Source organism: Mesorhizobium sp. CO1-1-7, from assembly GCF_020164885.1.
GTDB classification, from domain to species: Bacteria; Pseudomonadota; Alphaproteobacteria; order Rhizobiales; family Rhizobiaceae; genus Mesorhizobium; species Mesorhizobium australicum.
This window is the reverse complement of the sequence record NZ_JAIUHA010000015.1, coordinates 42,392-63,974: the sequence shown is the minus strand read 5'-3', so window position 1 is coordinate 63,974 and position 21,583 is coordinate 42,392. Positions and strand designations below refer to the sequence as shown.

Here is a 21,583-nt window from a genome sequence, read left to right as displayed (position 1 = left end):
TACGCGCCAAGCCGTGCGGCGCCGGAGAACCGGTGGGTGGACGGTATTTCTTGTGAACAGGGGCTTTCGTCGGAACGCCTTACCGGGTCCTGAGAGCCTGCTTAGCGGAGAGACTAGAAAAATGGCAAAAGTAATCGGTATCGATCTCGGCACCACCAATTCGTGCATCGCCATCATGGATGGCAAGGAGCCGAAGGTAATCGAGAATGCGGAAGGCGCGCGCACGACGCCTTCCATCGTCGCCATCTCGGGCGACGGCGAACGTCTCGTTGGCCAGCCGGCCAAGCGCCAGGCGGTCACCAATCCTGAAAACACCATCTTCGCGGTCAAGCGCCTGATCGGCCGCCGCTATGACGATCCGGTGACGGAGAAGGACAAGAAGCTTGTCCCCTACAAGATCGTCAAGGGCGACAATGGCGATGCCTGGGTCGAGGCCGGCGGCAAGAAGCAGTCGCCCTCGCAGATCTCGGCCATGATCCTGCAGAAGATGAAGGAAACGGCGGAGGCCTATCTCGGCGAGAAGGTCGAGAAGGCGGTCATCACCGTTCCGGCCTATTTCAACGACGCCCAGCGCCAGGCCACCAAGGACGCCGGCAAGATCGCCGGCCTGGAAGTGCTGCGCATCATCAACGAGCCGACAGCGGCAGCGCTCGCCTATGGCCTCGACAAGAAGGAAGGCAAGACCATTGCCGTCTATGACCTTGGCGGCGGCACGTTCGACATTTCGGTGCTCGAAATCGGCGACGGCGTGTTCGAGGTGAAGTCGACCAATGGCGACACGTTCCTCGGCGGCGAGGATTTCGACATGCGCCTGGTCGAGTATCTGGCGGCCGAGTTCAAGAAGGAACAGGGCATCGACCTGAAGAACGACAAGCTCGCCCTGCAGCGCCTCAAGGAGGCGGCTGAAAAGGCCAAGATCGAGCTGTCGTCGACGACGCAGACCGAAATCAACCTGCCCTTCATCACCGCCGACGCGACCGGACCGAAGCACCTGACGCTGAAGCTGACGCGCGCCAAGTTCGAAAGCCTGGTCGAAGACCTCGTCCAGCGCACCATCGAGCCGTGCAAGGCGGCGCTCAAGGATGCCGGCTTGAAGGCTGGCGAGATCGACGAAGTGGTCCTGGTCGGCGGCATGACCCGCATGCCCAAGATCCAGGAGATCGTGAAGCAGTTCTTCGGCAAGGAGCCGCACAAGGGCGTCAACCCGGATGAGGTCGTCGCACTCGGTGCCGCCATCCAGGCCGGCGTGCTGCAGGGCGACGTCAAGGACGTGCTGTTGCTCGACGTGACGCCGCTGTCGCTCGGCATCGAGACGCTGGGCGGCGTGTTCACCCGGCTGATCGAGCGCAACACGACGATCCCGACCAAGAAGAGCCAGGTGTTCTCGACGGCCGAAGACAGCCAGTCCGCCGTGACCATCCGCGTCTTCCAGGGCGAGCGTGAAATGGCCGCCGACAACAAGGCGCTTGGCCAGTTCGACCTGGTCGGCATTCCGCCGGCGCCGCGCGGCGTGCCGCAGATCGAGGTCACGTTCGACATCGACGCCAACGGCATCGTCAACGTCTCGGCCAAGGACAAAGGCACCGGCAAGGAGCACCAAATCCGCATCCAGGCGTCGGGTGGACTTTCCGACGCCGACATCGAGAAGATGGTCAAGGATGCCGAGGCCAATGCCGATACCGACAAGAAGCGTCGCGCCGTCGTCGAGGCCCGCAATCAGGCCGAAGCGCTGGTGCATTCGTCGGAGAAGTCGCTGAAGGAATATGGCGACAAGGTCTCGGAGACCGAGCGCACGGCGATTTCGGACGCGATCGCGGCGCTGAAGGCCGCTGCCGAGGGCGACGATCCGGCCGACATCGAGGCCAAGAGCCAGGTGCTTGCCGAAGCTTCCATGAAGCTTGGCCAGGCCATGTACGAGGCCTCGCAGAAGGAAGCGGCGGAAGCCGACGCCAAGGCGGATGCCGCCAAGGACTCCGACGTGGTCGACGCCGATTTCGAAGAAATCGACGAAGATGACGACAAGAAGAAGTCGGCCTGAGCGGCTTGACGGCAAGACAATGCGAAAAGCCCGGCGCAAGGCCGGGCTTTTTTGCAACCCTCGCTGAAAAAGTGCGAGCACTGCCGAAAAAATCACTGAAAACCACGGACAAGTTCGCGCCGGCCCTAGCATACGGGCAGCACCGCTCCTAAATCGAAACAACGTGCCGGCAAACGACGCAACATTGCATCACGACGTTGAGCATCCGGACTGCGGGAAAAAATGAAAGCTGATTTCTACGAAACGCTGGGCGTGCAGAAGGGCGCCGACGAGAAGGAGCTCAAGAGCGCTTTTCGCAAGCTGGCCATGCAATTCCATCCCGACCGCAACCCCGGCGATCATTCCTGCGAGCACAAGTTCAAGGAAATCAACGAAGCCTACGAGACGCTGAAGGACCCGCAGAAGCGCGCGGCCTATGACCGTTTCGGCCATGCCGCCTTCGAGCAGGGTGGGATGAATGGCGCGCAGGGCTTTGGCGCCGGCGGCTTCGCCGACATCTTCGAGGACATTTTCGGCGACATGATGGGCGGCCGCCAGCGCCGCTCTTCCGGTGGCCGCGAGCGCGGCGCCGACCTGCGCTACAACATGGAAATCTCGCTGGAGGAAGCCTTCGCGGGAAAGACCGCGCAAATCCGCGTGCCGGCTTCGATCTCCTGCACCGAATGCTCCGGCAGCGGCGCCAAGCCGGGCACCCAGCCGGTCACCTGCTCGATGTGCAACGGCCACGGCAAGGTGCGCGCCACGCAAGGGTTTTTCTCGATCGAGCGGACCTGCCCGCAATGCCAGGGCCGTGGCCAGACAATCAAGGATCCCTGCCCGAAATGCGCCGGCCAGGGCCGTGTCACCGAGGAGCGTTCGCTGTCGGTCAACATCCCGGCCGGCATCGAGGACGGTACCCGCATCCGCTTGGCCAATGAGGGTGAGGCCGGGCTGCGCGGCGGGCCATCGGGCGACCTCTATATCTTTCTGGCGGTCAAGCCGCACGAATTCTTCCAGCGCGACGGCGCCGATCTTTATTGCAAGGTGCCGATCTCGATGACCACCGCCGCACTTGGCGGCTCCTTCGAGGTGACGACGCTCGACGGCACGCAGACCAAGGTGAAGGTGACCGAAGGTACGCAGAACGGACGCCAGTTCAGGCTCAAGGGCAAGGGCATGCCGGTGCTGCGCCAGCCCAATGTCGGCGACCTCTACATCCAGACCGCGGTCGAGACGCCGCAGAACCTGTCGCGTCGCCAGCGCGAATTGCTGGAAGAGTTCGAACAGCTTTCCTCGCAGGACAATTCGCCCCAATCGAGCGGCTTTTTCGCCCGCATGAAGGACTTTTTCGAGTCTTTCGGCGAGCGTTGAGACGCGACGAAAACTATCTTATCCACGCCATAGGCAAGGCCGCGCCTTGCCTTGCGTCATCCAGATGTTAAGTAGTTTCAAGGGGCCCGCTGAGGAGAGCTTGCATGGCACGTGGTCACGGACTGCGGAAGGCGTTTGCCGAGAAGTTCGACGATGAACTCAAATTCTTCAAGGGCTGGATCGACAAGCCGAAGACGGTCGGCTCGATCGTTCCGACCAGCTCGATCACCGCGCGCAAGATGGCCTCGATCGTCAATCCCAAGTCCGGCCTGCCGGTGCTCGAGGTCGGCCCCGGCACCGGTGTCATCACCCGCGCCATCCTCGCCCAGGGCGTGCGGCCCGAAAACCTCTACGCGGTCGAATATTCCACCGATTTCGTGCGCCACCTGCGCCAGCTCTACCCCGGCGTCAACGTCATCGAGGGCGATGCCTTCAACCTCAACGCCACGCTTGGCGAGAGGAGCGGGATGATCTTCGACAGCGTCGTTTCCGGCGTGCCGCTGCTCAATTTCCCGGTCGCCCAGCGCATCGCCTATATCGAGAGCCTGCTCGACCGCATTCCGGTCGGACGGCCGATCGTGCAGCTGACCTATGGTCCGATGTCGCCGATCCCGGCCGGCCGCGGCGACTACACGGTGAAGCATTTCGACTTCATCTTCCGCAACATCCCCCCGACGCAGCTTTGGATCTACCGGCGCGAAGCGCATTAGAAGAGAAGGCAGCAGGGGAGTAGGGCAGTAAGGGAGTAGGGGGAAAAGATTGGCTAGGGAACCATTCCTACTGCCCTACTGCCCTACTGCCCTACTGCCCTACTGCCCTACTGCCCTACTGCCTTTCCCCCCATCCAGCCGTTGATTTGATCGAACCTTGGCTGTACCTGTCCCAGAACAAGGGTGGCCAATGGCAGTGATCCCGAAAATCCTCGTCTTCGCCGGCTCGGTGCGCGGCGGCGCCTATAGCGGCAGGACCGCCGACGTGGCGCAGAAGGAACTTGCGGTGCAAGGTGCCGAGGTGACCCGTATTTCGCTTGCCGATTACCCCTTGCCGATCCTCGACGAGGACCTGGAGAAGGAAAACGGCGTTCCGGAAAACGCCCAAAGGCTGGCGCGGCTGATATCAGCCCATGACGGGCTGCTGATCGCGACGCCTGAATATAACGGTTCGATCCCGCCGCTGCTCAAGAACACGATCGACTGGGTGAGCCGGGTGCGACGGGATGGCGGCCGGTCGGTCAGGCCGCTTGCCGGCAAGGTCGCCGGCCTCTGCTCGTCCTCCAACGGGCACTTCGCCGGCATCCGCTGCATCAACCATTTGCGTGCCGTGCTGGTGCGCTGCCAGATGGAAGTGGTGACACCGGAATGCTCGGTGCCGGAGGGTGGCGACGCCTTCGACGGGGATGGCCATTTCCGTGACGAAAGACTGCACAAATCGATGGAGCACCTATGCCGCACGCTGATCGAAACCTCGCGCATGCTGTCGACCAGGGTCGAGGCGTGACCGCCGCAACCCTGCAGCCTCATTCCATGCAGGAGCGATTGATCGTCGGCCTCGACGTGCCGACCGTGGAGGAGGCCGAGCAGGCGGTGCGCGAGCTCGACGGCATCGTCTCCTTCTACAAGATCGGCTATCAGCTGGCTTTTGCCGGCGGCCTCGACTTTGCCAGGGAGCTGGCCAGCGGTGGGAAGAAAATCTTCCTCGACATGAAGCTGCTCGACATCGACCACACGGTGGCCAAGGGCGTCGAGAACATCGTCAGGATGGGCATGACCATGCTGACCATCCACGCCTATCCCAAGGCGATGCAGGCGGCGGTGGAGGCGGCGCGCGGCAGCGAGCTTTGCCTGCTCGCCGTCAGCGTGCTGACCTCGATGGACGAGCAGGACATGATCGACGTTGGCTATGAATATGACCCGCACACGCTGGTGCTGCGGCGGTCCGAACAGGCGCTCCATGCCGGCATGGGCGGCATCGTCTGCTCGGCCGCGGAAGCCGAAGCGGTGCGCCGCATCGTCGGCCCGGACATGGCAGTGGTGACGCCGGGCATCCGACCGACGGGGAGCGACCATGGCGACCAGAAACGCGTGGTGACGCCGGCGCAAGCGGTCCGCAACGGCGCCAGCCATCTTGTGGTGGGCCGCCCGATCGTCGCGGCAAACGACCGCCGCGCGGCAGCGCAGGCGATCCTCGACGAAATGCGCTCCGCGTAGAACAAGGGAGAGAACAATGCCGAAGGGATACTGGATCGCCCGCGTCGATGTGCGCGACGCCGAAGGCTACAAGGCGTATATCGCCGCTTCGAAGCTCGCCTTCGACCGTTTTGGCGCGAAATTCCTGGCGCGCGGCGGAGCCCATGAGCTGGCCGAAGGGCCTGGCCGCGCCCGCAACGTGATCATCGAATTCGAATCGCTTGCGATCGCGCATGACTGCTACCACTCGCCGGAATATCAGCGCGCGGTGGCCATCCGCCAGAAGGTCGCCGACGGCGAGATCGTGCTGGTCGAAGGGATTTAGGTCCGCGCGGAAAGCCGATTAGCTGCCGTCTCGGCCATGGCGTCGGCAAGGCTCAGCCCCCATTGCCGGCGGCAATAGTCGCGAAAATCGAAGCAAGGCAGGCCAGGACAGACCTCGAACTCGATGAGGTGAGCCGTGTCGTCGGCCTCCACCCTGAGATCTATGGAAAACACATCGCGCAGGCCGAGCCCGATGATCAGCCGTTCGGCGATCCCCCTGATCCTCGCATCGGCCACCGGCTGGCTGTCCGCGACCGCAGCGAGTTCGGGTTCGGCGTATTGCCCGGCAGCCTTCGCCGCCTCGCCGGTCTCGCCATAGAGCGCCAAACTGTCTTCCATGGTCTGGAAATCACCTCCCGACTCGACAAAGGCGACGCCGAGCGCTTCGACGCCGGTATCCGGCATCAGCCCTAGGAAGCTGGCGCGGACGTTGCGGCCGGAGACATAGGGCTGGACCACGACATCGTCGCGATAACAGGCGAAAACACGCCGGCTAAGCTCCAGCGCGTGAGCGAGATCGGTTACGCGCGAATCCGGCCAGATGCCGATCTTGGCGCCGAGCCGGTTGGGCTTGACGAACCAGCCGGCGGCGGAGGCCGGCGCCTCGACCAGCCATTTGCCATCCCGCGCGAGACCGGCCTGCGGCACCGGAAGGCCGAGCGCGCCAAGCACGGCGCCGGAGCGGAACTTGTCCTGGCAGAGCGCGAACAGCGAATCGTCGGCGCCGATGGTGTTGAAACCGCGCAGTCTTGCCAAAGCGGGTGCCGCGCCGCCACGGAAATAGGCGACGCCGTCGGTCAGCGTCCAGACCAGCGCGCTTCGCGGATCCTCACCGTCGAGCACCTTGGCCGCATCGTCGAGCACCACCGGCGCAAAGGACAGGCCGCGCGCCTCGCAGGCGGCGGCCAGCGCATCGAATTCGAGAGCGAGATCGGTCGACTGCGCCAGATAGGACGAGATTTCGGCGGCACGCCGCGATGCATGACCACCGGCGAGCAAGCGGTCGAAACAAGCCTTTTCGGGCTCGTGGACAAGGACCAGTTTCGGCTTGTGCGTTGGCATGATGTGGCGGTTCCCGACGGTGCGATGACCTACCATCGCACGGCCCGCACAATCGGCTTTCGCGAAATCGACGCGCCCCGGGCGCCTGTGTGACAGCGCCAGGATTGCGACCGTAGCCCCGGGTCCGCGTCCGGCAATGTCAGGCGATCAGCACGCGCGGTTCCAGGCGGCCATTGACAGGAATGTCGAGCAGGAAGGTCATGCCGCCCTGCAGGTCGAGCAGACGCTGCTTTTCATTCTTGCCCGACCAGGCCGAGGTCACGGCCAGCCGATCGGCATTCCTGCCGACGAAGGCCGGGCAGGATGGCTGCGTCACCGGCATGGCGACCGTGCGGACGAGCTCGCCGTCCGGCCCATAGGCCTCGATGACGCTGCCACCCCAGACGGCGTTCCACAGGATGCCGTCGCGGTCGAGCACCGAACCGTCGATATAGCCCTTGGCCGAGCGGTGATCGACGAAGATCTTCGGCTCGCCGACGGGCAGGCCGGTCGCCGGATCGCAGGCAACGCGCATCAGCAATCCGGTCGAGGTGTCGGTGTAGTAAGCAAGCGTGCCGTCTGATGAAAAGCAGATCGAGTTCGAGACGGTGATATCCGAAAACAGGCGGCGCAGTTCGCCTTTGAAAAACCAGTAGATCGAGCCCGCGCCCTTCTCCTCGCCCTTGCCCATGGTACCGACCCACAAGGCACCGCAGGGATGGACGCGGGAATCGTTGGAACGGGTGACCGGGTTGTCGGCCTCGATGGCGGTGTGCAGCGTCATTCCGCCGGTGGCGACGTCGCGGACAAAAAGCCCGGTTTCGGTGGCGATCAGCTGTCGCTTGTCATCGATGATGGCGATCGCGCTTGCCATCTGGCCAAGCTCGTGGATTTTCAGCGCGCCGCCTGCCAAGGGCTTTTCCAGGAGCTGGCTGTTGACGATGTCGAACCAGAATAGCGCATCCGTGCCGGGATCGTAACTTGGCCCTTCGCCGAGTTGGCAGACATGATCGGAAAAGACGGAAACGATCGGTTCACTCATTATGCTTCTCCGAATACCGCATCCCAGGCAGCGACGGCTGCGTAGGCGCGCGCCGCCACATCATCGACGCTCATGCCTGGCCTGAACAGGCTGGAGCCGAGCCCGAAGACCGTCACGCCAACCGCCTTGTAGCCGGCAAAGTCCTTTTCCGAAACGCCACCGACCGCGCCGACCAGAGTCTGCGCCGGCAGCACGGCCCGGATCGCGGAAATGCCCGATGCGCCGAGCACGCTGGCGGGGAAGAATTTCAGCGCCGAGGCGCCGAGCCGGATCGCCTGGAAGGCCTCGGTGGGGGTGAACACGCCGGGCATGGTGACCATGCCGTAATGCGCGGCGCGGCCCATCACCTCGGCATCGATGTTGGGGCTGACCAGCAGTCGTCCGCCGGCCGCGTGAAGACTGTCGACGTCGGCCGCCGTCAGCACCGTGCCGGCGCCGACCAAAGCTGTCTTCGGCAGCACTTGAACAAGCCTGGCGATCGACGAAAACGGCTGGGGCGAATTGAGCGGCACCTCGATAGCCTCGATGCCGGCATCGAACAATGCCTGGCCGATGGCGATCGCCTCGCTTGCCTTGAGGCCGCGCAGGATGGCGACCAGACCGCGCTTAAGTTTTGGAAAGGGTGCGGTCTCGGTCATATGGCGGCTCCACTTCTGGCAATCATGCCATTCTCCCGCGCGGCCTCGATGAGACCGGCGCGTACAGCCTCGTCCGCGTCGACTGTCCGCACACCAAGCCCGGCAAGGCCGAGGGCGGCCTGGTAGAGCCCGGCCAGCGCGCCCGAGGCAATCAGCACGACCGATGTCGCGCCGGCGCCATGCCGGCGCCGGGCAGACGCGATCTCGCCGCCGATCAGCAGGCCGGACAGGCAGGCGGCGGCATCATCGGCCTGGAGGTCCTGGAGCAGGCCGGCGGCGCGGATGGCAAACAGCCGAGAGGTGACATCGCCGCCATCGCCTAGCGCTGTTTCGCACCAGCGGCGGAAGAACGGATTGTCTGGAGCAACCGGGCTTGGATGTTCACCCAGCGAATGGCGCAGGATCGAGTGCGCGGCAAGCACGGAAAACAGCTCGCCCGTCGGCCAGGTGCCGAAGCCGGCGACGGCGCCGTCCTCCACCAGCACCCATTTCGAATGCGTGCCGGGCATGCAGACCAGTTCGCGGCCCCTGGCGGGCAGGCCGGCGCCGGCAAGCTGCGTCTCCTCGCCGCGCATGACATCGGGCGCGTCGGCCAGGCGCTGGGCAAGGCCGGGAATGATGCGGATGTCGCGCTTCTGCCCGGGCACCCTAGCGGCGCCGCCGAGAATGGCACCGAGCGGCGACGGAACGCCGACATAGGGCGCCTCCAGCCAGCCCTGGCGGGAGCCGGCCATGCCGCAGATGATGACTGGCAATTCCTCCGGCGCGCCCATCGCTGCCAGATGGCCCTCCAGAACGTTGGCGAAGCCCTTTTCGCGCGCGGTGATCAGGCCATCGTCGCCGCGCCGCTCGGCAAGCACCTTGCCGCCGCCGTCGATCAGCCAGGCCCGAAGCCGGGTCGTGCCCCAATCGAGCGCCGCGACTGCCGGCACGCTGCTGGCAAACCCCGGGCTCACAGGAAACCTCCATCGACGATCAGCATCTGCGCGGTCAGCATGCGCGAGGCATCCGAGGCCAGGAACAGCACCGTGCCGACCATGTCGTCCGGCCGCATGACGTCCCTGATGCACTGCTTGGCGACATGGGCGGCAAGCGCCTGTTCAGTGACCCAGAGCTGCTTCTGCCGCTCGGTGATCACCCAGCCGGGCGCGATGGCATTGACGCGGATGCGGTCGGGCCCGAGCTTGCCGGCCAACCCCTTGGTGAGGCCGAGGATGCCGGCCTTGGCGGCGGTGTAGGCCGGCAGGTCGGGATGATTGATCAGATAGGACGTCGAGGTGAAATTGATGATTGAGCCGCCGCCGGCGCGCTTCATGCCCGGCGCCACCGCCTGCGCGGTGAAGAAATGCGGCCGCAGGTTGATCGCCTGGTTATTGTCCCAGAACTCCACCGTCACGTCTTCGACGGCGTGGCGTTCGTCCCAGGCGGCGTTGTTGACCAGCACGGTGACGTCGCCATGCGCTTCGGCCGCCTTCGCGGCGGACGCCCGCAGTGCTTCGATATCGCGCAGATCGGTCCTGAGATAGAGCGGCCGACGGCCGAGCTCTTCCTCGATACGGTCGGCGAGTGCGATGCTGGGCTTGTCGGCGATGTCGATGAAGGCGACCTTGGCGCCCTGGCGCATGAACCCTTCGGTCAATGCCGCGCCGATGCCGGAGCCGCCGCCGGTGATCAGCACCGAAGCGCCTTCGAGGTCGGCAAAACGCGCCGATGGCATCATGATTTTTCGTCTCCCGGGTCAACCGGCGCGCATCCTAGCCAGACACGTCCGGCGGGCAAGGGCGAAAAGACCGATTTCGGGGCTTATGTCTGACAAAAAGGCGATCGCGCCCGCGCTCGACCCCGCCAGGCGGCATCGGCGCATCGCGGGCAGGGCCGAAACCTGCCGCTCAGATCGCCTTGGCGCGCAAGGCGCCACGGAAGGAATCACGGAGGTAGCCCAATGTCGCGTCGGCATCGGCCGGCTTGCCGAACAGATAGCCCTGCCCGCCGGCGCAACCGAACTGGACCAGGCGATCGGCCTGCGCCTCCTCTTCGATGCCTTCGGCGACCACGTCCATGCCAAGCCCTTCGCACATGGCGAGGATGGCGCGGATGATGTGTTCGGACGGCCGGTCGTCGAGAATGGAGGAGACGAAGGCGCGGTCGATCTTGAGCTTGTCGAAATGGAATTCGCGCAGGCGGCCGAGCGAGGACTGGCCGGTGCCGAAATCGTCGAGCGAGACACGGATGCCGACGCGGCGCAGATCCTCGACGATCTGCGCCGCCGAAGCCGGGTCGTTCATCAGGCCGGTTTCGGTGATCTCGATCTCCAGCCGGCGCGGATCGAAGCCGGTGCGGTCAAGGATCGCCAGTATGTGCAGGCCGGTGTTCTGGTCGACGAGCTGCGAGGGCGACAGGTTGAAGGACAGGAACAGGTCTTTCGGCCAGCTCCTGGCGGCCTCGGTGGCCTTGCGCAGCACGAGCTGCGACAACGGGCCGATGATGCCGCGCTCCTCGGCGATGGGGATGAAGACGGTCGGCGGCACCGCGCCGAGGTCGCGGTCTGTCCAGCGCGCCAGAGTCTCGAAGCCGATGGTGCGGCGCGTGGTGAGATCGACGATCGGCTGGAAATGCGGCTCCACCTCGCCGGCCGAGACGGCGCGGCGCAGCGCCTGCTCGATGCGGGTGACGCGCTTGGCGGCCTCCTCCATCTCGCGGGTGTAGACGACGACGCGGCCGCGGCCGGAACGCTTGGCATGGTAGAGCGCCGTTTCGGCCTTGTTGATGAGGATCTCGGTGGTCTCGTCGCCGGAATAGAACAATGAGCAGCCGACCGAGGCCGAGAGCCTGGCGGTGCGTTCGCCGACATCGTAGGGCGCCGACAGGATCTCGATCAGCATGCGGGATTTTTCCGCCGCCGCCTCCTCCGAGAACACCAGCGGGTAGAGGAAGGCGAATTCGTCGGCGCCGATGCGGCAGACCGTCGAATGGCCGTCCATCGAGGCGCGCAGCCGCATCGCCACCTGGATCAGGATGTCGTCGCCGGCCTTGTGGCCGAACAGGTCGTTGATCGGCTTGAAACCATCGAGGTCGAGAATGCCGACGGTGAAGGGTGCGGGATCGTCGGAACGGTCGCTGATCAGGCGGTCGACCTTGTCGAAGAAGCGGCGATGATTGCCAAGCCCGGTCAACGGATCGGTGAACGCCAGATCCGTGCTTTCCCTGTTTGCCTGACCGGTGCCAAACGGAGTTTGCATCGGTGTCCCTGTTCGTCCCTGCTTTTGTAGTCGGAATTTATTTCCAGACTGGCAGCAAACCCTTTAGGAAACGTATCCCACGGACCGATTTTTGTAGCCGGAGCATGATCCCGAAAAACGGGGTCCGGCTTTCGCCGTGAGCCGTGCCCAAACCGTAAGCCGGATAGCTTCGTGAAGCCGGCTACAAAATCCGTCAAGCGCTTGAATTTTCAGCCGTTTGGCTTGACGCGATACAGTTCCAGGGGTCTTCCCTTGGTCTCCGCCACCGGCTCCAGCCAGTCCGGCACGTCCCCGCTCATCAACCTGGCCAGGAAACCGTCCGGTGCCCTGGCCATGAGCAGGCGGCTTTCCGCGTTGCCACGGCAGAGTGCGACAAGGCCGACATGATGCCTTTCGACAACGGTTCTGGCATCGGCATCCGAGCCCAGCAAGGCATCAAGCGCGACCAGATTTCCGGCGACGTTGCGGTGGTAGAGTCCGGCCAGCACGCGGTGACCAGTAAAGGCCAGTATCGGCGAGCCAAGATTCGAGAGCGAAAGCACGGTTGTGGCCGGCATCCGGCCGAGCGCCGCGAACGATGCCTTGCCGAGGCAAGCCGTGTCTGCGGCCTTGGCACCGGTGGCAGCCGCGTCGGTTTGGAAAGCACTCGACGCCGCCCCGGCAGCGCCTGCCCAGATTGCATTTACCGAGATCAGCCAGGCTGCGGCCATCCTGAGTGCGGCGCTGTTGGACGGACTGGTTTGCGCACGCTGCCGCCAGCAGGCGATCCATGCCGCAAGCGGGATCACCGCGAAGGCGATGGAGAAGGTCGAGCCGCGAACTTCCCAGGCGCTGACCAGGAACGCCATAACCAGCAGCGAGCCGACAAGGCTGTCCTGCCGACGCCAGCCATGGCCGACGCGGAGCGCCATCAGGATGATGGCCACCAACGGCGTGGCAAACCGTGCCACCGCCCTGGCCGGATCATCGGTGACGATCTGGAAAATCGGCTGCGCCTCGTCGATATGGCTGAGCCACATCTCCTTCAGGCGCGGATCGATGTTGGCATACGGCGAGGCCAGGCATTGCGGGAACAGGAATACCACGACAGCCGCAATGGCTAGCCCAAGCAGGCCGAGCGAGGCCAGGCGGCCGGCGACGGTGGCACTGGTGGCCTTCCATGAAGCGATGATCGCCAGCCCCGCGCCGGCAAGTCCGGCGACGGCGAACTGCACAATCGAAAATGTGTCGCACTGTGCCTGGGTCCATGCGGATGCCGGGACGGTGGCGACGAAGACGAGAGCCGAAACAGCGGCGACGCTGAGGCCAAAGTCCCTCGCGGTCAGCCTTTCCCGAGCGCCATTGCCAAGGAACAGCAGCGCGACAGCGGCGCCAAGGGTTCCGGCGTAGGGAGCGCTTTCCATGCCGATGGCCACGCTCAGCGTGGCGCAGATGCCCGAAAGCAAGGCGGCCGGCCGCAGCAAGGGAGCCTCGAGCAGCAAGGCAAGGCTCGCCAGGATCAGCATCAGCTGCACATTGTGATGATCCAGCGAACCTGGGGAGAAAATGCCGAGGTAATAGAGCGCGGCGCCACCGACGACGGCGGCGGGCAGGACAGCGTGGCCGCCGGCGAAAGCGCGCGCGGCGCGGATAATGAAGAAGACCGCCAGCCAGAACAGCAGGGCAGGCCAGGCCACCTGCACGACCTGTTCAGCCAGGGCGACGTTGCCCGTCAGGGCCGATACGGCAAGGACGCCAAGGGCCAGTGGCGCGTCGAGCAGCCGCGACCAATGCATGACGAAGCCGCCGTCCAGTCCCATCCTGTACTGGTGCAGGTCGAACCAGCCCTGGCCGGCCAGAAGATCGCGGACCTCGACCAGTTGCAGCAGGCTGTCATTGTCGCCCGCCGGGTTGGCCAGTTGCGGAAATCCGGTCACGGCAAAGACCGTGAGCGGCACCAGGGCCGCGAGCAGCGCCGCCAGCATGTCCGCCCGCCAGGAGGGACGGGCGGTGACCTTGGAAGGCATCGCGGCATGTCCAGCGGTCATTTTGCCGGGATAGCCGTGGCCGCGCGCCGGAAACACCCAAAGCCTCGAAACCAGATAACTGATGGTGCTTGTCACGACCGTCGTCAGCGCCGACATCGCGACGGGCGACAGGCCGAAACGCGTCACCGCCACCTGCGAGACGAGGCCGGCAAAAGCGGCGCATCCGGCTTGCAGGGCAAGATAGCGCGGGAACGCGACCTTGTGATCGTGTTCCGCACCGAACGTCCAGCCCCGCTGCGCCCGATAGGCAACGACGAACGCCGTCGCATAAGCGACGGCACTGCCGGCGAACGGCGGAACGCCCAGCGAAACCAGCAGCCACGAGAGCGCGAAAAACGATCCCGCCGCACCGATGCCCACCACCATGAAGCGGAACGGGCGCGCCTGGACAAGCGCCGGCAGCACGTCGGTCATTGCTGATCGCGTGCCGTCGCTTCCCGCGACAGCCCGGCCTTCAGCCGCTTGACAGGGATCTCCAGGACACCGAGCAGGAATGCCGAAAAGAAGACCTGGAACGAAATGACGATCAGGCTCAAGCCCAGCACGACGATGCGCGGAATTTCGGAATCGTTCAGCGGACCGAAGCCGAGATGGGCCCAGCGCGCCACGGCATAGAGGAAGAACAGGAAGCCGGCGGCAAAGCAGATGCCGGCATTGGCGGCGAGACGGTCGGTGCTGATGGTCCTGGTCAGCCAGTCCGACCCGCGGCTTGGCGGCAGGATGCCGGTGATTTCGGCATAGTATCGCGAAATGGCACCGAAGGTGATGAGCTGGATGCCGGTGACGATCATGAAACAGGCGGCGACGAAGGTGTTGAGATCGAGCGAAAGATTGTCGACCACCCGCAAGGGGCCGAACACCAGCAGCGCCGCGAACAGCGTGCCGAGGCCGGAAAGCACCGCCCCTGGAATGAAGAACATCCAGCGCGGATTGTAGACCAGCAGGAATTTGAGATGCCGCCAGCCGTCGCGCCAGGTCCTGAGATGCGGCGGCCTGCTGCGGCCGTCGGGCTTGAGCGTGGTCGGCACTTCCTCGATGCGCAGCCCGGCAAGCGCGCTGCGCACCACCATTTCGCTGGCGAATTCCATCCCGGTGGTCTGCAGATCGAGCTTCCTGATGCTGTCGGCGTTGAAGCCGCGCAGGCCGCAGTGGAAGTCGCCGGTCTTGATGCGGAAGAACAGGCGGCCGACGAAGCTCAGCACCGGATTGCCGAGATAGCGATGCAGAGGCGGCATGGCGCCAGCCTCTATGCCGCCCTGGAAGCGGTTGCCCATGACCAGGTCGGCGCCGCCGCGCAGCCGGGTCACGAAAGCCTCCAGTGCACCGAAATCATAGCTGTCATCGGCGTCGCCCATGATGATGAAGCGGCCCCTGGCGGCGGCGATGCCGCCCAGAAGCGCCGCGCCATAGCCCTTCTGCGCGACCGGGACGACACGAGCACCGCCTTGCGCTGCGATCTCCCGCGAGCCGTCGGTGCTGCCATTGTCTGCGATCAGCACCTCGCCCGCTATGCCGGATTGGTCGAGAAAGGCCTTGGCCTTGCCGATGCAGACGGCGAGCGTCTCGGCCTCGTTGAGGCATGGCATCAGGATGGTGAGTTCGAGCTGCTGGGTCGAGGCTGCGCGGACGGCAGTGAGCGCGTTCATGATCGTCGTTCCATCGGGTGCCCGGCGCTGCGTCAGGTCGGCCGGCTGCATTCGAAGCTTACCGTCGCACGGCAAGGCTTAAGAAAGCGATGATGTCAGTCCTCGTCTTGTCTGCAACCGGCAGACGCGCCTTGCTGATCCCAATGTTCAAAACGTCGCGATTGGCAGAACGCGCCGCGACGCTTATATCGCTTGCGTCGACTATGCTGGGGACCTGCCATGAAGTTGAAAATCGCCGTCCAGATGGACCATGTCTCCACCGTGTCGATCGCCGGCGACACCTCGTTCGCCCTGTCGCTGGAGGCGCAGCGGCGCGGTCACCAGCTGTTCCACTACACGCCCGACCGGCTGTCGATGCGCGACGGCAAGGTGTTTGCCCGCGTCGAGGAGATGACGGTGCGCGACGAAAAGGGCAGCCACTATTCGCTGGGCGAAAAGGTGCGCACCGACTTGTCCGAAATGGACGTCGTCCTGCTGCGCCAGGACCCGCCCTTCGACATGAACTACATCACCACGACCCACATCCTCGAGCGCATCCATCCAAAGACGCTGGTCGTCAACGACCCGGCCTGGGTGCGCAACAGCCCGGAAAAGATTTTCGTCACCGAGTTCCCGGACCTGATGCCGGACACGCTGATCACCAAGGATCCGCTCGAAGTCGCCGCCTTCCGCAAGGAATTCGGCGACATCATCGTCAAGCCGCTCTACGGCAATGGCGGCGCCGGCATCTTCCACATGCTTGAAGCCGACCGCAATCTCGCCTCGCTGCTCGAAATGTTCGGCCAGATGTTTCGCGAGCCCTATATCGTGCAGCGTTACCTGAAGGATGTGCGCAAGGGCGACAAACGCATCATTCTGATCGACGGCGAGCCGGTCGGCGCCATCAACCGGGTGCCGGCCGAGCACGACTCCCGCTCCAACATGCATGTCGGCGGCCGCGCCGAGAAGACCGAGTTGACGACACGCGAGCGCGAAATCTGTGCCCGCATCGGGCCGTCGCTGAAAGAGCGCGGCTTCATCCTGGTCGGCATCGACGTCATCGGCGACTACATGACCGAGATCAACGTCACCTCGCCGACCGGCGTGCGCGAGGTCAAGCGCTTCGGCGGCGCCGACATCGCCAGCCTGTTCTGGGACGTGGTGGAGGGGAAGCGGACATAATTTGTTTTCAGTTTGTGTTAACCATGTTCCGCTTTTGCAGCCGGGCACAACCGGCGCGCAACCTGTGCGGCTACCGGTTGCGCCAATGTTCCCGATTTGATCAAGAGTGGCGCCTCAGAGCCGGCGCTGTTCGCGCTCTCCCTGACGTCAGCCGTCTGGGACCCAATCTCGGAACAGCTTGATCTTAGGCGTGTTGCGGCGGCTTTCGGAATGCACCAGCCAGTAGTCGCTCCATGCGCTCACCTCACTTGTTCCTGTAATGTTCTTGCCCTGGGCTGAAATCTGTGGTTGTCTTGCGTTGACGTCGGTCGCGGCCGTTAAGGGGCAAGGGCGAGCCGGCATCGGGGGCAGACAATGGTGGCGCGGGTTCGTACGGTCGCTTTCCAGGGCATCGAGGCGGTGCCGGTCGACGTGCAGGTGATGATCGCGCCCGGCAAGGTCAACATGCATATCGTCGGCCTGCCAGACAAGGCGGTGGCGGAAAGCCGCGAGCGGGTGCAGGCGGCATTGCATGCGTCGGGCCTGTCGATGCCGTCGAAGAAGGTGACCGTCAATCTGGCGCCCGCCGATCTGCCGAAGGAAGGCAGCCACTACGATCTGCCGATCGCGCTCGGCTTGATGGCAGCCCTTGGCGCCATTCCGGGCGACATGCTGGCTGGCTATGTCGTGCTGGGCGAGCTGTCGCTCGACGGTACGATCACCGCCGTTGCCGGTGCCTTGCCGGCGGCGATCGGCGCCAATGCCGAAGGCAAAGGGCTGATCTGTCCCTTCGCTTGCGGGCCGGAAGCGGCCTGGGCGGGGCGGGAATTCGACATTCTCGCGCCCCGCAGCCTGATTGCGATCGCCAATCATTTCCGCGGCACACAGGTGCTGTCGCGCCCGGAGGCCGGCATCCGCGCGGCGGCGCGCGACCTGCCCGACCTTGCCGACATCAAGGGCCAGGAGACGGCGAAGCGGGCGCTGGAAGTGGCGGCCGCCGGCGGACACAATCTGCTGATGATCGGTCCGCCAGGCTCAGGCAAATCGATGCTGGCGCAGCGCCTGCCGTCGATCCTGCCGCCACTGGCGCCGAAGGAACTGCTCGAAGTCTCGATGATCGCCTCGGTGGCTGGCGAACTCGGCGAAGGCAAGCTGACCGACCGGCGGCCGTTCCGCGCCCCGCACCATTCGGCCTCGATGGCGGCGATGGTGGGCGGCGGCCTGCGCGCGCGGCCGGGCGAGGTGTCGCTCGCTCATCACGGCGTGCTGTTCCTCGACGAGTTCCCCGAATTCACGCCGCAGACGCTCGATGCGCTGCGCCAGCCGCTTGAAACCGGCGACTGCATGATCGCACGGGCCAACCATCGCGTCACCTATCCGGCCCGCATCCAGCTGGTGGCGGCGATGAACCCGTGCCGCTGCGGCATGGCCGGCGAACCGGGTTATCGCTGCCTGCGCGGCGATCGTTGCCGCACCGATTACCAGGCGCGCATTTCAGGTCCGCTGCTCGACCGCATCGATCTCAGGATCGAAGTGCCGGCGGTCTCGGCCAGCGACCTGATCCGGCCGGATCGAGCGGAAAAGAGCGCCGACGTGGCGTCGCGCGTGGCGCGTGCCCGCACCATCCAGCGCGAGCGTTTCGAGCGGCTCGGCGTCAACAGCGCCACCACCAACGCGCATTGTTCTCCTGCCGTCATCGAGACGATCGCCATGCCGGACGCCGCAGGCCTGTCGCTGCTCAAGGATGCCAGCGAAAAACTCGCCTTTTCGGCGCGGGCCTACCACCGGGTGCTCAAAGTGGCGCGCACGCTCGCCGACCTCGACGCCAGCGAATGTGTCGGCCGCATCCATCTGGCCGAAGCGATTTCCTATCGCATGAGTTCGGAGCGTATGGCGCAGGCGGCGTAGCCGCGTTCCGCGCAGCTCCGGTTAGCTATCGCAAGGTCCCGATGAAATGCAGGCGACGGTCGAAAAACACGCTGGCCGGGAACGGATAGAGCGACAGCTTCTCACGCCAGGTGCGGGGTGTGATACCCGCGGCGGCAAAAATGGCGTCCCACTCGGCCTTGGAGAGATAGTTGTAAGGCAGGCGCACATTGTGCCCCTTGTTGCCCACCCAATCCATGAAACGAAGCGTCTGGTAGGCCGCGAAGCCTTCGCGCAGGTGATCCTTGATGACAACGCCCTTGCGCGCCACGCGGGCCGCCTCGCGCACGAGATGGCCCGGGTGGTCGGCATGATGCAGCACATCGACAATCGTCACCCAGTCATAGGAGCCATTCGCGGCGGGAATGGTGCTGCCATCGAACAGTTCTACCGGGATATGGGTTTGCGGCCTGATCAGCACGTCGATGCCGCGAAACGTCAGTCCCGGCTTTTTTTCCATGATCGCCTTGGCAATGGAGCCGTCGCCGCAGCCGAGATCGAGAACGGTGCCGGCCGGGCCCAGTTCGTCGGCCAGCCGGTCGGACAGGATGCGCACGCGGCGCTGGAAAACCGCCCGGTCATGGACGGAATTCAACAGTTTCTTTTCGATCGCCATCGTGGCCATGCCAATGCTCCCGAGCCTTCCAGCCAGCACTAACCGAAAAAAGCAAAGGAACCGTATCGAGCCATAAGAGCCTGCCGCCTTCGGCACGACATTGCCGCTGGGCTGACGCCGCCGTCTTCGCCGACGCGAACCGACGACATCCAGTCGCTCCAAACCCTTTCAACGCGACACCGTTCTACCCTTGATGGGCCTTCAGCTCCAGCCTGCGCTTGTGCAGCACAGGCTCGGTGTAGCCGTTGGGCTGGCTTGTTCCCTTGAACACCAGGTCGCAGGCGGCGTGGAAGGCGATCGACTTTTCGAAGTCGGCGGCCATCGGCCGGTAGAGCGGGTCGCCGACATTCTGCAGATCGACAATTGCCGCCATGCGCCGCAAGGAATCCATCACCTGGATTTCCGAGCAGACCTTGTGGCGCAGCCAGTTGGCAATGTGCTGCGAGGAGATGCGCAGCGTGGCGCGGTCTTCCATCAGGCCGACATCGTTGATGTCGGGAACCTTGGAGCAGCCGACGCCCTGGTGGATCCAGCGCACGACATAGCCCAGAATGCCTTGGGCATTGTTGTCGAGTTCGCGCTGGATCTCGTCGGGCGTCCAGTTCGGCCGCACGGCCACCGGCACGGACAATATGTCGTCGAGCTTGGCCTTGGGCCGGCTCTTCAGCGCCGCCTGGACCGCATGGACATCGACCTTGTGATAGTGCGTGGCGTGCAGCGTCGCCGCCGTTGGCGATGGCACCCAGGCGGTGTTGGCGCCGGCCTTGGGGTGGGCGATCTTCTCGGCCAGCATCGCGGCCATCAAGTCGGGCATCGCCCACATGCCCTTGCCGATCTGGGCGTGGCCGGCGAGCCCGCATTCCAAGCCCGTGTCGACGTTCCAGGCCTCATAGGCGGAAATCCAGGCGGCCTGCTTCATGTCACCCTTGCGGATCATCGGGCCGGCTTCCATCGAGGTGTGGATCTCGTCGCCGGTGCGGTCGAGGAAGCCGGTGTTGATGAACACCACGCGCTCCCTCGCGGCGCGGATCGCTTCCTTGAGGTTGATTGTGGTGCGCCGCTCCTCGTCCATGATGCCCATCTTGATGGTGTTCCGGGCCATGCCGAGCAGGGCTTCGACACGATCGAACATCTCGACGGCGAAGGCGACTTCCTCCGGGCCATGCATCTTGGGTTTCACGACATACATCGAGCCGGCGCGAGAGTTCATCCGCCGTCCCTTCGGCCCGACATCGTGCAGCGCGATCAGGGCCGTCATCGCCGCGTCCATGATGCCTTCCGGCACCTCGTTGCCGTCGCGGTCCAGGATGGCCGGATTGGTCATCAGGTGGCCGACATTGCGCACCAGCATCAACGAGCGGCCAGGCACGGTCACCGTGCCGCCGGCAGGGGCGATGTAGGCGCGGTCGGGGTTGAGCTTGCGGACGAAACTCTTGCCGCCCTTGCTGATTTCTTCGGTGAGGTCGCCCTTCATCAGGCCGAGCCAATTGCGGTAGACGACGACCTTGTCCTCGGCATCCACGGCCGCGACCGAATCCTCGCAGTCCTGGATGGTGGTCAGCGCCGATTCCAGGATGACGTCGGCAATGCCAGCCGGATCGGTGCGGCCGATCTGATTGTCGCGGTCGATGACGATCTCGACATGCAGCCCGTTTTTCACCAGGAGCACGGCTTGCGGATTGGCGGCGTCGCCGCGATAGCCGATGAATTGCCTGGGATCGGCCAGCGTCGTCGAGCCGGCGCCGGCGCTGAGCTTCAGGGCGGCGTTGGCAATCGACAGGCCGTTGACCCCTGCCCATTTGCCAGAGGTGAGCGGCACCGACTGGTCGAGAAAGTCCTTGGCCCAGGCGATGACCTTGGCGCCGCGCGCCGGGTTGAAGCCCTTGCCCTTCTCAGCGCCATCCGTTTCGGGGATGGCGTCCGTGCCATAGAGCGCGTCATAGAGCGAGCCCCAGCGTGCATTGGCGGCGTTGAGCGCATAGCGCGCGTTCATCACCGGCACCACCAGCTGCGGTCCGGCCACGACCGCGATTTCCGGGTCGACATTGTCGGTCGAGACGCTGAAGGCCGGCCCTTCCGGCACGAGATAACCGATCTCCTTCAGGAACGCCTTGTAAGCGTTCATGTTGATGGGCGCGCCATTGTCGCGATACCAGCCATCGAGCTTTTCCTGCATGGCATCGCGTTTTGCCAGCAGCGCCCGGTTCTTGGGCGCCAGATCATGGACGATGACCGAGAACCCGTCCCAGAAACGCGCCGCTTCGATGTCGAGGCCGGGCAAAGCTTGGTCGACGACGAAGTCATGCAGCTCGCGGGCAATGCGCAATCCGGCGATCTCGATGCGATCGGTCATCAGGCTACTCCAGATGA

Annotated in this window: 18 protein-coding genes; 8 read left to right on the top strand and 10 right to left on the bottom strand. The window is 64.6% G+C overall.

From position 1 onward, the window contains the following. Positions 1-121 precede the first annotated feature (121 nt). The 6 genes from dnaK (at position 122) to LB516_RS27415 (ending at position 5,899) form a co-directional block, all read left to right on the top strand. A complete protein-coding gene (gene dnaK / locus LB516_RS27440; RefSeq protein WP_140619792.1) occupies positions 122-2,038 on the top strand; it encodes a molecular chaperone DnaK in 1,917 nt (638 codons plus the stop codon). A 222-nt stretch (positions 2,039-2,260) separates the two neighbouring features. Then, positions 2,261-3,388, top strand: coding sequence for a molecular chaperone DnaJ (dnaJ, locus tag LB516_RS27435; protein ID WP_015314665.1), 1,128 nt, complete (start codon positions 2,261-2,263; stop codon positions 3,386-3,388). A gap of 104 nt (positions 3,389-3,492) precedes the next feature. Beyond that, positions 3,493-4,098, top strand: a complete 606-nt coding sequence (gene pmtA, locus LB516_RS27430; RefSeq protein ID WP_224524865.1) for a phospholipid N-methyltransferase PmtA — start codon at positions 3,493-3,495, stop codon at positions 4,096-4,098. A gap of 190 nt (positions 4,099-4,288) precedes the next feature. Continuing rightward, positions 4,289-4,885, top strand: coding sequence for an NADPH-dependent FMN reductase (locus LB516_RS27425; RefSeq protein ID WP_224682698.1), 597 nt, complete (start codon positions 4,289-4,291; stop codon positions 4,883-4,885). A gap of 26 nt (positions 4,886-4,911) precedes the next feature. After that, positions 4,912-5,595, top strand: a complete 684-nt coding sequence (gene pyrF / locus LB516_RS27420; RefSeq protein ID WP_263486541.1) for an orotidine-5'-phosphate decarboxylase — start codon at positions 4,912-4,914, stop codon at positions 5,593-5,595. A gap of 16 nt (positions 5,596-5,611) precedes the next feature. Then, on the top strand, positions 5,612-5,899 hold the full coding sequence (locus LB516_RS27415) for a DUF1330 domain-containing protein (RefSeq protein WP_224720712.1): 288 nt from the start codon (positions 5,612-5,614) through the stop codon (positions 5,897-5,899). Here LB516_RS27415 and LB516_RS27410 read toward each other — a convergent pair. From LB516_RS27410 to LB516_RS27375, 8 genes are all read right to left on the bottom strand, one after another. Next, entirely contained in the window at positions 5,896-6,960 is a 1,065-nt protein-coding gene (locus LB516_RS27410) for a D-alanine:D-lactate ligase-like protein (RefSeq protein ID WP_224720711.1), read from the bottom strand. The two genes, LB516_RS27415 and LB516_RS27410, sit on opposite strands and share 4 nt — an antisense overlap. Before the next feature lie 139 nt (positions 6,961-7,099). Then, complete coding sequence (locus tag LB516_RS27405; RefSeq protein WP_140619798.1) at positions 7,100-7,981, bottom strand: SMP-30/gluconolactonase/LRE family protein; 882 nt, start codon at positions 7,979-7,981, stop codon at positions 7,100-7,102. Further along, positions 7,981-8,619, bottom strand: coding sequence for a 2-dehydro-3-deoxy-6-phosphogalactonate aldolase (locus LB516_RS27400; protein ID WP_224720710.1), 639 nt, complete (start codon positions 8,617-8,619; stop codon positions 7,981-7,983). Before LB516_RS27400 ends, LB516_RS27405 begins: the two co-directional genes overlap by 1 nt. After that, entirely contained in the window at positions 8,616-9,575 is a 960-nt protein-coding gene (locus tag LB516_RS27395) for a 2-dehydro-3-deoxygalactonokinase (RefSeq protein WP_224720709.1), read from the bottom strand. The genes LB516_RS27400 and LB516_RS27395 overlap by 4 nt, the downstream gene beginning before the upstream one ends. After that, the gene (locus LB516_RS27390; protein ID WP_015314674.1) at positions 9,572-10,339 is read right to left on the bottom strand and encodes an SDR family NAD(P)-dependent oxidoreductase; all 768 of its coding nucleotides are present in this window, start codon (positions 10,337-10,339) and stop codon (positions 9,572-9,574) included. The genes LB516_RS27395 and LB516_RS27390 overlap by 4 nt, the downstream gene beginning before the upstream one ends. 169 nt (positions 10,340-10,508) lie before the next feature. Beyond that, positions 10,509-11,858 (bottom strand): putative bifunctional diguanylate cyclase/phosphodiesterase, encoded by a 1,350-nt coding sequence (locus LB516_RS27385; RefSeq protein WP_015314675.1) that lies wholly within the window; start codon positions 11,856-11,858, stop codon positions 10,509-10,511. A gap of 209 nt (positions 11,859-12,067) precedes the next feature. After that, positions 12,068-14,299 (bottom strand): GtrA family protein, encoded by a 2,232-nt coding sequence (locus tag LB516_RS27380; RefSeq protein ID WP_224720708.1) that lies wholly within the window; start codon positions 14,297-14,299, stop codon positions 12,068-12,070. Beyond that, the gene (locus LB516_RS27375; RefSeq protein WP_224720707.1) at positions 14,296-15,531 is read right to left on the bottom strand and encodes a glycosyltransferase family 2 protein; all 1,236 of its coding nucleotides are present in this window, start codon (positions 15,529-15,531) and stop codon (positions 14,296-14,298) included. The genes LB516_RS27380 and LB516_RS27375 overlap by 4 nt, the downstream gene beginning before the upstream one ends. A gap of 219 nt (positions 15,532-15,750) precedes the next feature. Here LB516_RS27375 and gshB point away from each other — a divergent pair, with 219 nt between their 5' ends. Beyond that, entirely contained in the window at positions 15,751-16,692 is a 942-nt protein-coding gene (gene gshB / locus LB516_RS27370; RefSeq protein ID WP_140711959.1) for a glutathione synthase, read from the top strand. Positions 16,693-17,046: 354 nt separating this feature from the next. Continuing rightward, positions 17,047-18,579, top strand: a complete 1,533-nt coding sequence (locus LB516_RS27365; protein WP_224599546.1) for a YifB family Mg chelatase-like AAA ATPase — start codon at positions 17,047-17,049, stop codon at positions 18,577-18,579. Positions 18,580-18,604: 25 nt separating this feature from the next. Here LB516_RS27365 and LB516_RS27360 read toward each other — a convergent pair whose 3' ends face one another. Together LB516_RS27360 and LB516_RS27355 are read right to left on the bottom strand one after the other, a co-directional pair. After that, the gene (locus LB516_RS27360; RefSeq protein ID WP_224720706.1) at positions 18,605-19,222 is read right to left on the bottom strand and encodes a class I SAM-dependent methyltransferase; all 618 of its coding nucleotides are present in this window, start codon (positions 19,220-19,222) and stop codon (positions 18,605-18,607) included. A gap of 175 nt (positions 19,223-19,397) precedes the next feature. Further along, on the bottom strand, positions 19,398-21,566 hold the full coding sequence (locus LB516_RS27355; RefSeq protein ID WP_224720705.1) for a malate synthase G: 2,169 nt from the start codon (positions 21,564-21,566) through the stop codon (positions 19,398-19,400). Positions 21,567-21,583: the final 17 nt, after the last annotated feature.